This window comes from Pseudomonas trivialis (assembly GCF_001439805.1).
Lineage (GTDB): Bacteria > Pseudomonadota > Gammaproteobacteria > Pseudomonadales > Pseudomonadaceae > Aquipseudomonas > Aquipseudomonas trivialis.
The window spans coordinates 1-11,709 of record NZ_JYLK01000008.1; the positions used below are offsets into that span (position 1 = coordinate 1).

Annotated in this window: 11 protein-coding genes; all 11 read right to left on the reverse strand. The window is 62.6% G+C overall.

Going from position 1 to position 11,709, the window contains the following annotated elements:
* Positions 1-128 precede the first annotated feature (128 nt).
* Complete coding sequence (locus tag TU79_RS13530; RefSeq protein ID WP_057008446.1) at positions 129-1,055, reverse strand: ABC transporter permease; 927 nt, start codon at positions 1,053-1,055, stop codon at positions 129-131.
* Entirely contained in the window at positions 1,052-2,002 is a 951-nt protein-coding gene (locus TU79_RS13535; protein WP_057008447.1) for an ABC transporter permease, read from the reverse strand. Before TU79_RS13535 ends, TU79_RS13530 begins: the two co-directional genes overlap by 4 nt.
* Entirely contained in the window at positions 1,995-3,518 is a 1,524-nt protein-coding gene (locus TU79_RS13540) for a sugar ABC transporter ATP-binding protein (protein WP_057008448.1), read from the reverse strand. The genes TU79_RS13535 and TU79_RS13540 overlap by 8 nt, the downstream gene beginning before the upstream one ends.
* A complete protein-coding gene (locus tag TU79_RS13545; RefSeq protein ID WP_057008449.1) occupies positions 3,518-4,495 on the reverse strand; it encodes a sugar ABC transporter substrate-binding protein in 978 nt (325 codons plus the stop codon). Before TU79_RS13545 ends, TU79_RS13540 begins: the two co-directional genes overlap by 1 nt.
* A gap of 312 nt (positions 4,496-4,807) precedes the next feature.
* Positions 4,808-5,686 (reverse strand): DUF3800 domain-containing protein, encoded by an 879-nt coding sequence (locus TU79_RS13550; RefSeq protein ID WP_057008450.1) that lies wholly within the window; start codon positions 5,684-5,686, stop codon positions 4,808-4,810.
* A gap of 112 nt (positions 5,687-5,798) precedes the next feature.
* Positions 5,799-7,238 (reverse strand): lipopolysaccharide kinase InaA family protein, encoded by a 1,440-nt coding sequence (locus tag TU79_RS13555; protein ID WP_057008451.1) that lies wholly within the window; start codon positions 7,236-7,238, stop codon positions 5,799-5,801.
* A complete protein-coding gene (locus TU79_RS13560; RefSeq protein WP_057008452.1) occupies positions 7,238-7,990 on the reverse strand; it encodes a lipopolysaccharide kinase InaA family protein in 753 nt (250 codons plus the stop codon). The genes TU79_RS13555 and TU79_RS13560 overlap by 1 nt, the downstream gene beginning before the upstream one ends.
* Positions 7,987-8,721 (reverse strand): lipopolysaccharide kinase InaA family protein, encoded by a 735-nt coding sequence (locus TU79_RS13565; protein WP_057008453.1) that lies wholly within the window; start codon positions 8,719-8,721, stop codon positions 7,987-7,989. The genes TU79_RS13560 and TU79_RS13565 overlap by 4 nt, the downstream gene beginning before the upstream one ends.
* Positions 8,721-9,527, reverse strand: a complete 807-nt coding sequence (gene rfaP, locus TU79_RS13570) for a lipopolysaccharide core heptose(I) kinase RfaP (RefSeq protein ID WP_057008454.1) — start codon at positions 9,525-9,527, stop codon at positions 8,721-8,723. The genes TU79_RS13565 and rfaP overlap by 1 nt, the downstream gene beginning before the upstream one ends.
* Positions 9,524-10,648 carry a glycosyltransferase family 4 protein gene (locus TU79_RS13575; RefSeq protein ID WP_057008455.1) on the reverse strand — a complete coding sequence of 375 codons (1,125 nt, stop codon included), beginning with the start codon at positions 10,646-10,648 and terminating at the stop codon, positions 9,524-9,526. The genes rfaP and TU79_RS13575 overlap by 4 nt, the downstream gene beginning before the upstream one ends.
* The gene (gene waaC / locus TU79_RS13580; protein ID WP_057008456.1) at positions 10,648-11,709 is read right to left on the reverse strand and encodes a lipopolysaccharide heptosyltransferase I; all 1,062 of its coding nucleotides are present in this window, start codon (positions 11,707-11,709) and stop codon (positions 10,648-10,650) included. Before waaC ends, TU79_RS13575 begins: the two co-directional genes overlap by 1 nt.

An 11,709-nucleotide genomic window follows, 5' to 3' on the forward strand; every position in this document is an offset into this window, starting at 1 on the left:
TGGAAGAGCGCGATGAATCAATTTGCGATTCTGTACGGAGATCGATTTATCAGGCCGACCTGGTAAAGATAGGGCCTGCCTGACGGCAGGCCGTAACCGGCCCGAACACAAAAAATCTGACACTCTCATCAGGCTCGCTCGACCAGCCGCCGGCTGGCAAAACTGAACGTCAACACCACAAAAATCAACACCCCCGTCGCCACCTGCTGCCAATAGAAATTCCAGCCAATCAACAACAGCCCATTGGCAATCACGTTGATAAACAGCACCCCGAGCAACGTCCCAAAAATATTCGCCCGGCCCTGCCGACTCAACGTCGTGCCAATAAACACAGCCCCAATCGCATTCAGCAAAAACGCATTCCCCGACAACGGCACATACGCACTCACCGTCGCCGCGAGCAACACCCCGGCGATCCCGCATGCCAAGGCTGTGGCCAGCGCCACCACGGTCACGATCCATCGCACCGACAACCCCGAGTAATACGCCAGCAACGGCTGCGTGCCTTGCGCCAGCAATTGCCGCCCCAGGCGCCCCCGCGCAAGTAAAAGACCGTAAAACAACGCCAGTCCCAGCACGATCAGTAACGGCGTGAGCCCCGCCACCCCCGGTTTCAATCCCTGGGCTATGTAGATCGGCTGCCCTCCGTCCGAGAGCAGTTGCTGCGCACTGGTGCCGATAAATAAAGTGCCGAGGGTGGCCAGGAACGGGCTGATGCGCAGCCCGCCAATCAGCACAGCATTCACCAGCCCCACCAGTAATGCCGCAGCCAACGCACCCGCCGCCGCCACGGCCCAGCCATGCCCTCCATTGAGCAGCACCACAACGCTGAAACTGGCGAAGTCCAGCGCCGTCCCCACCGACAGGTCGATGCCGCCCGCCGCCACTGCGTAGGTCATGCCGATGGACACAATCGCCAGCAGCACAAAATTGTTCAGCACCAGGCTTTTGAGGTTGCCGGCGCTGAGGAACCCCGGCGCCTGCACGGCAAACATTACGACAATCACCCCAAAGACCAGCGGCAAGGTCAATGGCAACAAGGCACGCAGCTTCATGGGTGGCTCCCTCGACTCAACGCGCTGGACGCGGCCACCACCAGCAGGATCAACACACCCTGCAAGCCGTTGACCCAGAAACTCGAGACGTTGAGCAATTGAAAACCATTGATCAGAAAGCCGATCAACAACGCCGCGAACAGCGTGCCGGGGATACTCGCCACCAGCCGTCGCGAAAACACGACGCCCAGAAACGCAATCGCCACCACCGACAGCAGCATGTCGCCGGACCCGGTGGTGCTGCCGCTGAAAAACGCCGCCGAACACAACGCAGCCACAGCGGCACACAGCCCCGCCAGCAGATAACTCGACAACACATAGCGCGCGTTGCGCAGCCCCGCCGCTTCGGCGGCCTGCGGGTATTCGCCCACCGCATGCAAACGCAGCCCGTAGGGCGAGTGCTGGATCAGCAAGGTCAGCAACCCCGCTGTCACCAGCAATACCCAGGCCAGCGCCGGCACCCCCAGCCAGGCGCCGCCGCTGAGCAGGTCCAGCAGCGGCGAGTCGGTGGGCACCACGGTATTTTCGGTCAGCACCAGCTCGAGTCCGGCCAGCACATTCATGCTCGCCAGGGTCGCCAGCAGCGGCGGCAGGCGCAATAGCACCACCGCCAGCCCATTGATCAGGCCGACCGCCACGCCGCACGCCAGGGCCAACGACACCGTCAACCAAAGCTCCAGACCAGCGTTGTTGAGGCGGCTGAACACCGCCGCACACAGCCCCAGGTTGGCCGCCAATGACAGGTCCAGCCCGCCGGCGACCACATTCGAGCCGCCGCCGATGATCACGCAGGTCAGCCCGAACGCCAGCACGCCGAGGATCGCCGACTGGCTGAACACATTGGCCAGATTGCCCACCGAGAGAAAATTCGGCGCGGCCACGGCAAACCCCAGCAGGATCGCCAGGAACACGCCGACCGAACCACGCCGCAGCAGCGCCTCAAGCATGCTCGACCTCCCGCGCCCGCACCGCTGCGGCGGGCACCGCCCCGGTGGCACACGCCAGCAATCGGTCGCTGTCGGCCTCGCCGGCACGAAACTCACCGGCGATTTCACCGCGATGCAGCACCAGAATGCGGTCGCTGATCCCCAGCAGCTCGGGTAAATCCGACGACAGCACCAGCACCGCCGCGCCCTCCTGCACCAGGCGCCCGATCAAGCGATAGATCTCGACCTTGGCGCCCACGTCCACCCCCACGCACGGCTCATCGAGCAGGTACACGGCCGAGCGGCGGCTCAGCCATTTGCCCAGTGCAACCTTCTGCTGGTTGCCACCACTGAGCTGGCTGACCGCCGCGTGGGGCCCCGGCGCCTTGATCGCCAACTCATCGATCAGCCGCGCCGTTTCCGCCTGCTCCCTGGAGCGGCTCAACAGGCCCCAGCGACTGAACCTGCCCAGCCCGGCCAGCGTCAGGTTTTCCAGCACCGACAATGCCGGCGCAATGCCCTGGCTGCGCCGCTCTTCCGGCACCAGCGCGATCCCGGCGGCAATCGCCTGGCCCGGTGAACGCAGGCGCAGCAGGCGACCTTGCAGATGGATACTGCCGCTGTCGGCCTGTTCGATGCCAAACAGCGTCTTGAACAACTCCTTGGCCCCGGACCCCACCAGCCCGGTGAGGCCGACGATTTCTCCGCGCCGCACCTGCAGGTCGATGTGCCGATAACGCCGCGCCAGGCTCAGCGACTTCACCTGCAGCAACGGCTCGCCCACTGCCACACGGGCCTTGGGGTACATCTCCTGCACCGCCCGATTGACCATCAGCCGCGCGATCTCGGCACTCGAGGTATGCCGCGGCTCGACCACCGCCACATCGCGCCCATTGCGCAGCACCGTAACCTCATCGCACAGGCTGTCGATCTCCTGCAGGTAATGGGAGATGTACAGAATCGATAACCCTTGGTCGCGCAAGCGCCTGACGATGCGCAACAGCTGGTCGACCTCGCGCTTGACCAGCGCCACGCTGGGCTCGTCGAATACCAGAATCTTCGGCTGGCGAATCAACGCGCGGGTGATCTGCAACACCTGGCGCTCGGCACTGTTCAGCTCGCTCACCAAGGCGCCGGCCGGCAATTGCAGGTCGAAATAGTCCGCCAGCAAACGCTGCGCCTCACGTTGCTGGCGGCGCCGATCCACAAACGGCCCACGGCGCAGCTCATGGCCGAAAAACAGCGCCTCGCCCACAGTAAAACTGGCCGGCAACAGCCGCTCCTGATGGATGAACTGCACGCCCAGCGCGTCCACCTGACGCGGCGACAGCCTGTGGTACGAACGCCCGTCGATGCTCACCTGCCCTGCGTCGGCGGTGTGGATACCGGCCAGGATCTTGATCAGGGTCGACTTGCCCGCGCCATTCTCGCCCACCAGCCCGTGGACGGTGCCGCGCTCGACCTTGAGGCTCGCGCCATCCAGCGCCAGGGTGGCGCCAAAGCGCTTGTGCACATGTTGCAGGTTTAGGGCCGGCATCAGTCACCTCGCAATTGTTGGACCTGCGGCAGGTTTGCAGCGGTGGTCAGCAGCGTCGCCACGTGGGTTTCCTTGGGCAAGTCACGCTGCCCGGCGAGGTAGCGCGCCACGTTCTGCACGGCGGTCCTGCCGATCAGCGCCGGCTGCTGCGCCACCACCGCGCCCACTGGTGAAGGGTCCTGGCCGAGCAGCGCCAGCACCTCCGGCGTGCCGTCGACGCCGTAGGTCTTGATCTCGGTGCGCCCGGCGTCGAGCAACGCCTTGCTCGCGCCCAACTGCGGAATATCCCACGCCGACCAGATCGCCGAGATGCTGCCCCTGGGGTATTTGTTGAGCAGCGCAGACACCTGGGAATAGGCGTCCTGCACGGTGTTGGGAATCACATCGCGCAACTCGGGCTGGATGATTTCCAGCTGTGGATACTCCTTGAGCGCCAGCTTCAACTGGTCATAACGAATCGCGCACACCGGCACGCCGTAGAAGCCGTTGAACACCAGGATTCTGCCCTTGCCGCCGGCATCCTTGATCAACTGCTCGGCCAGGGCCTTGCCGGTGGCGACGTTATCGGAGGTGGTGTTGTTGAGGCTGTACTGCGACGGCGCATCAATGGTGAACAGCGGGATGCCGGCCTTGCTGATGCGCTTGAGCCAGGGGTCGATCACGCTGAGGGTGCCCAGGGTCTGGATCACCGCATCGGGCTTCTGGGTGACCACGGTTTGCAACTGGGTCACCAGGTTCTTGTCATTGCGCCCGGCGTCCAGGGTGATCGGCGTACCGCCCAGGCGCTTGATCTCATCGACCTGTGCCTGGAATGCCTTGATATCGAAATAATGACTGGTGCCGGTCATGCTCACGGCGATGCGCTTGCCGGCGAGCGACGGCACCTCATCATCGGCGTGAGCCGTGCACACCTGGCCCAGCAACAGCGCAGCGCCAAGGCAGATCAAACGGGAAAGCGAGGAAAGGCTGGTGGGCATACGGGGCTCCGCTGAGGCGACCGGTGAATGGGTTCACCGATTGGCATTGCAGAGTGCGTGCCAGGATTTTTTTCTATTTAAATCAACAAGATATATAAAAATAAACAAAAGAAACTGTCATTTACGGATAAGAACTGACTAATCGCTGCTGCTCAGGCAACAGCGCCAGCAACGGGATGCTCGACCACAATCCAGGCTGTCAGCCTCTGTCGTCCATCACGCCGCCACGCGTTGACACTCTAAAACCGCACGCATAGAATCGGCCGCAAATGGACTGGGGGATCCCGGTCGGCGTTATAGCCTCGGTGAGTTTCACCGGGGCTTTTCGCTTTCTGCAGTGGGAAAAACTTTTAGCCCCCAGTTTTCAAACCCCTCCCCGACCTTCCCTCGTCCCCCACTGCAATAAAATTTGCGCTTGAGGATGTCGAAGGCGCGATTCTCCTGCCCAGGGCGCAAGACACTTATACCAATAGGGCGCGCAACGAGGTCCGCAAGTTGCAGTCCCGTGGAATTGACCTGCTTGGTCGCGAAAACGATATCAAACGGCAAGCGAACACCTGATCGATTGGCGCCGTCACACATCCGACGAAACTCCAACTCCAATTCATTATCCTCTTTACGACCTCGGCGCTCGAAAATCACATGGGTCAACGCTGCTTGCTGATTCTTCTCCTGAAGAAACTCGTAAAGGGTTTCAAGACAGAAACCCAGCGCAAGATGGTAGGGATTGTGGACTGGGCCCTGTTGTTCCTGAAGAGTCGCTTTGTCTATCACACAACTGATCAAGACAAAATTACTCGACTCAATGATTCCCGTTAGTTCTTCAAGAAAGACGTGCTTATGTTGGCGAGATACAAACATGCCAGAGAACGCGCCCTTTTCCTTGCGAATCTCCAGTTCATGCAAACCAACCAAATCATGCCCCATATGATTAAACTTGAATTTTTGAAGTGCAGGGATGACCTTTTCGCAATAGTGCCTCTTATGGAATACACAGAACGCCAAGACGAACATGGGGTAATTGACATCAAGTGTCTGCATACCGTGATCGCCACTTTCATCAACATAGACAATGAAGTCGCTGAACAGCCCCTTCGGTGGTTTCGCAGCCGCAAACTCCGCAGTTCGCTCAGCCTCACTTTCGCTTTCAAAAAGCAGGAACTGCGCAGAGGTTGGTGATTCATCTGCCATGGGATGTTTAATCCTGGGATTTCATGAATAGTCTTGGTCGTCAAACCGTGTCCATACTGCCCTGCGTTTTTGCTACGAGGGGCCACCAGTCTGGATTCTTTTGCGCGAACGATCAGGGTTGTTTGGGCAGGCGCTGATCAATCAACTGATACAACGCGCTGCTTTCAGGCCAGTTGCGCATGAACCGCGCGCGGTCCCTGGCAAATGCCGGCGCAAAGCTGGCATCGGAGGTGTGTTGGCACATCGCATCCAGGTCGATCAGCGACCACCGATCCCCCGCCCAGAACAGGTTATGGCCTTTGAAATCGCCATGGCTGATGCGCTCGCGGATCAGTTCGGCAAACAGTTGGTCCAGCGCCTGCAACTCGGCTTCGGGGGCGTCGCCGTTTTCCACGTAAGGCGCAAAGCGTTCGATGATGTCCGGCCCTGGCAGGTACTCCGTCACCAGGTACGCCCGGCTGCGCAGCCAGAAGAAGCGTTTTTCCAGCACGGCCAGCGGTGTGGGCGTGGCGATGCCGAGGAACGCCAGGCGGTTGCCCTCGCGCCAGGAATGCCAGGCGCGGCTCGGGCGCCAGAAGCGCTTGAGCCAATGGGCCAAGCCCTTGATGTTGTAGCGCTTGATCACCAGCGGCCGGCCGGCCACTTCGACCCTGGCCACACTGGCCGCGCCGCCGGTCTTGTACAGGTGGCCCTGATCCAGCAATGCATCGGCCTGTTCCAGCACCGGCAACATCGCCGTTTCTTCTTCGCGACGAATCGCGCGCAAGCCAAAGGCGCCGCGCTGCACGCTGAACAGCGTGCACTCGCGACCCACTTTGCCGAGGAAGTCCTTCAGGCGCCAGGCGCTGACCTTGCGCACCTGTTTTTCCAGCGCCTGCAGCGGCAAGGCGTGCTCGCCGTTGCTCAGCAGGTAATACACCAGCAATTCTTCGGTAAACGGCTCGAGGTTCCTGGGCAACTGCGCAAAAAACACCCCGAGGTTCTCCAGCACGCGGTTGCGCGACAGCGGCTTGCCCGCCTCTTCAACCCGCACACCGGCACCGTCGATCAGGTAGAGCGTGTCACCCTGGCGCAGCAAGTTATCCAGATGCAGATCTTGCTGCCACACGCCTTTGGCGTGCATCTGCGCAATCGCGCCCAGGGCTTCGGCCAGCACCGCCGTCTGCTCGTCAGCCAACGGCGGCAAGCCTTCGACCGCGCGCCAGGCGTCGGCCAGGCTTTGGGCGCCCTCGATAAACTCGAACAACAGCCAGCCGCCCTCGCCTTCCTGCAAGCCATCGGCGAGCAGCAGCGGCGTGGTCAGCCCTTGTTCGGCCAGCAGGCGGACACCGCTCAATTCACGCTGAAAGTGCCGCGCCGCCTTGCTGCCCACCAGCAACTTGGCCAGCACCGGGCGCCCGCGCCAGACCGCCGCGCCCACGTAGCGCTCGCCCGGCAACACGCGTAACAGGCTCAGCAGTTGCAACTGACCAGTACCGGCCGCATCCGCCAGTTCGATGGTCAGCGGCAGGCTCGGGCGGCGCCCGGCCTGTTTGAGTTCGGACAAACGCATCAGCGGTTCTCCTTGTGGCTGCGCCGCGCAGTGAGGCGCTGGTACCAGGTATCAACCAGCGCGCTGTCCTGCGGTTGTTCAAGATACGCCGCCAGCAGTTGCCGCACCTGGGCCTGCGACCACTGCGGCGCGCGGCGCAACAGCGGCTCAAGGTCCTTGACCCGGTCACGCCAGCCAAACAGCAACGGGCGGGTTTTCTCCAGGTCGATCAACTGCGCGGCGTAGCCGTCGCCGGTCGCCTGCAAAAAAATATGCTTGGGGTAAAAACAGCCATGTACCTGGCCCACGCTGTGCAGCTGCCGCGCCAGCCGACCGCAGGCCAGCAGGATCGCGTGGTGCTGGGCGTCGCTCAGTGACGTCCATTGCTCCAGCAAAGAGTCCAGGTCGTTCCAGCCATCCAGCGCACGGGTCAGCAGCATCGCACGGCGTTCGCCCGCGACCTTGCGCTCACCAAAGAACGCCGCTTGCAGGGCCGGAATGCCCAGCGCTCGATAGCGGCTGATATTGCGAAACTCGCGGGCGAAGCTCGGCTCGCCCAGCGGGCTGTGCAGGGTACGCGTGAGGTAGTTGCTCTGGCGCTTGAGGTAATAACCGTGTCCGTCGAGCTCAAGGCGAAACACGCTGCTCCAGCCGCCACGGCTGGTGTTCGGCTCGTCCACCGCGTCCAGTTGCTTGGCCCACAAGGCGTCGAAAGTGGCCAGGCCATTGCGCTCAAGCAGAGCGCGGTCCTCGGCCGCCAGGAAATCACTCATTCGCGTCCCTCGAAAAACTTCACCACGTGGCGAATCCGCAGTTTGTCCGACACCGTCAGGTGCGTGCGTTGGCGATATTGCATGTAAAAGCGCAGGCGCTGGGTGGCCGACAGGTGATACTTGGCCACTTTGTCCAGGCACGCCAGGTCCTTGGTGATGCGGTACTTGAGCCAGAAGCCGCGCCAGAAATCACCATTGGGGCAGTCGATCAGGTACAGCGTGGCCTGGTCGTCCACCAGCAGGTTGCGCCACTTCAAATCGTTATGGGTAAACCGGTGTTCGTGCATGGTGCGCGTGTATTCGGCGAGCTGGCGGCTGACCGCATTGACCCAGCGGGGGTCTTTGAGGCGCGCGTCCTTGTGCTCGGCCAGCGCCGACAGGTCTTCGGTCCTGGGCAGCTCACGGGTGATCATCGCTCCACGGTCATAGGCCAGGCCGTTGCGCTCCAGGCCCCAGGCAACCACGTCGGCAGTGGGAATGCCCCACTTGGCGAAGCGCTTGAGGTTCTGCCACTCGGACTTCACCCGGGGCTTGCCCAGGTAACGGCGCAGGCCTTTACCGGCACCCACGTAGCGCTTGACGTAGTAATTGACCCCACCGCGCTCAACGCGGATCACTTCCGACAGCGGGTCGCGGGTCAGCCGTTCGCCCTGCAAGGCGAACACCGCCTCCAGGCTGCCGAAGTCCTCCGCGAGGTTGGCGTAGGCAGGCTCCAGGTTCCAACCCGCCATCAGAGCGCATCCCCGTAGCGCTGCTTGCGGGCATACAACTTGTCGGCCTTGCCTTGCAGCCACTGCAGCAGGGCGCTTTCTTCGGCCAGGATGCGGCGCAGCGGCTGCTGGAAGTAGCCCTTGAGGAAGCGCAATTTGTCGCGGCGAGTAAGGCCAATGTCCAGCGCCGAGAAGTACAGCGCGGCCAGGTCCTTGTTGCGCCAGCGATGGCTGATTCTGGCGCGGGTCTGCGCGCGGTGCAGGTCGATTACCGACAGCTTGAAATGCTCGGCGGTCACCGGCGTGTCGGTGTGCAGCAGGAAGTGGCAGATGTAGCAATCGCGATGATTCACGCCGCCGCGATGCATCATGCCGGTCATGCGCGCCACTTCGGCGATCAGCGCGCGCTTCAGACGCGGCTCGGGCGGCTGCCTGACCCAGTCGATGCTGAAATCTTCGAGGCTGATGGTCGGCGCCAGCTCTTCGGTGATGATGAACGAGTGCTGGTCGGCCGGGTTGCTGCCGCGCTCGCCGTAGGCGACGGCGGTCATGGTCGGCACGCCGACTTCCTGCAGGCGCTGGATCGCCAGCCACTCCTGGCCCGCGCCGAGCACCGGCAGCTTGACGGTGACAAGGTTCTTGACGATCTCGCCCCAGCCGATGCCCCGGTGGATCTTCACGAAATAACCACGCCCCTCGACCTCGGTGCGCAGCGTGCGACGGGCTTCGAGTTCGCGGTACACCTCGCCCTCCAGACGCTCCACTTCGGCGAACGCATCGCGCCCGGCCCAGAGGGTCTTGAACGGTTCGGCAAGCATCAACTTCATGGTTTTGGCTCCGCCAGAATCACATCCGCCGCGTGCTGCGGCATGCTGTAGAGGTCGGCCGTCTCGGCATAGGCCAGCCCATTGCGGCCCCAGGCCGCGCGCTGTGCAGAGTCGGTCAACATGCGGGCCAGGTACGCGTTGAGCTGGGTTTGTTCAAATGGCTCATCGAGCACCAGGCCGTTGCCGGCCTCGGCGATGTAATGGGCGTAGCCACACACCGCCGACACCAGCACCGGCAGACCGGCCACCAGTGCCTCGAGCAACACGGTGCCCGTGTTTTCGTTGTACGCCGGGTGGATCAACAGGTCGGCGCCCAGCAGAAAACGCGGGATATCGCTGCGCCCTTTGAGGAACTGCACAGTGTCGCCCAGGCCCAGGGTGGCGCTCTGCAATTGGAATACCTTGGGGTCGTCCTGGCCGATTACAAACAGGCGCGTGCGTTTTTTCAGTTCGGCGGGCAATGCGGCCACAGCCTTGAGGCTGCGGTCGACGCCCTTGGTCTTGAAGCCCGAGCCAATCTGCACCAGTAACAGGTCGTCATCGCCGAGCTTGAATTCCTGGCGAAAACCCTCGCGAATCTCGGCCGCGTTCGGCGGCGCCCGACGGTCCTGGGCAATGCCCGGCGGCAGCAGGTGGAAACGCTCACGCGGGGTGTCGTAGTGCTTGATGAACAGTGGCTGCTGAACTTCGGAGATCATCAGCACTTCGGTTTTGGCGTCCCTGGCGAACACGGCGCGCTCATAGTCGGCAAAGTGCTTGTAGCGCCCGAAATAGCGGTACAGCGAATGACGCAGGTTTTGCGCCTTGTCTTCAAAGCAGCCATCGGCGGCGTAGTACACGTCCAGGCCGGGCATCTTGTTGAACCCGATCAGGCGGCCCACCGGGCGTTTGGCCAGGTCGGCTTCCATCCAGGCGCTGAGCTTTTCATTGCGCCGATGATTGAGGAACGCCTTGACTGGTGCCACCAGCACTTCGAAGCCCGGCGGGATATCGCCCTCCCAGATCAGCGTGTAGACCCGAATGCTGTGGCCACGCTGCTGGCATTCCAGGGCGATGCGCATGAAGTCGCGCTGCAGGCCACCGAAGGGGAAATATTTGTACAGAACAAATGCCAGTTGCATCAGCGCAGCTCCTCAGCCAGTAACAACGTGCTCAGTCGGCTTGCCACACGCTCAGGGTTCAGGCGCGTGAAGCACAGGGGCGACTCGCGCTGGAGGTCGAACCGACGCAGGTCGTCGGCCGTCGGTTGATAGGTACAGTGTTTTTGCAGGCAGGGTGCGCACGGCCAGTCGCTGGCCAGGTGAATCTGGCCCTTGCCGTAGGCGCCGGTCAGGCCCGGGTTGGTAGGGCCGAACAGGGAAATGGTCGGCACATCCAGCGCGGCGGCGAGATGACCGAGGCCGGTGTCGACCGCCACGCACGCACGCGCGCCGGCCAATACGCGGGCGACGCCGGCCAGGTTGAGTTTGGGCAGCACCTGGGCGTTGCTCAAGCCTTGGGCCAGGCGTTCGGCACGGGCCTTTTCATCGGCATTGCCCCACGGCAGCTTCACGTCCACGCCGAGGCGCCCCATGCGCTCGGCCAGCTCGCGCCAATAGGCTTCGGGCCAGTGTTTGGTGTCCCAGGTGGTGCCATGCAGCAACAGCACAAAGGGTTTTTCCGGCGGCAGGCCGAGCAGTTTTTCCACACTCAGGCCGTAATCGCCCAGGCCTTTGGGCAGGTCGTAGCCCAGGGCCACGGCAAACAGCTGGCGCAGCCGCTCCACTGCATGCTGCCCCCGGGCCACGGCCAGGCGCCGCGAATAGAAACGCGCCGCCATGGGTTCGCGGGCCGAGCTTTTATCGAACCCGGCGACGGGCGCACGCACGTAGCGGGTCAGCCAGGCGCTTTTGAGCAGGCCCTGGGCGTCGATCACCAGATCGTATTTAGTCGACTGGATGCTCTGCTTGAAGCGCCGCCACTCGCCACTCTTGAGGGTTTGCCAGATATTCTTGCGCCAGCGGCGAATAGCCACCGCAATCACCTTGTCGACCGCCGGGTGCCAGGTGGGGATTTCGGCAAAGCCTTCTTCCACCACCCAGTCGAACCGAATGCCGGGGATGGCCCGCGCCGCATCGGTGAGTGCCGGCAACGCATGGATCACGTCGCCCAGGGATGAGGTCTTGATCACCAGTACCCGCAA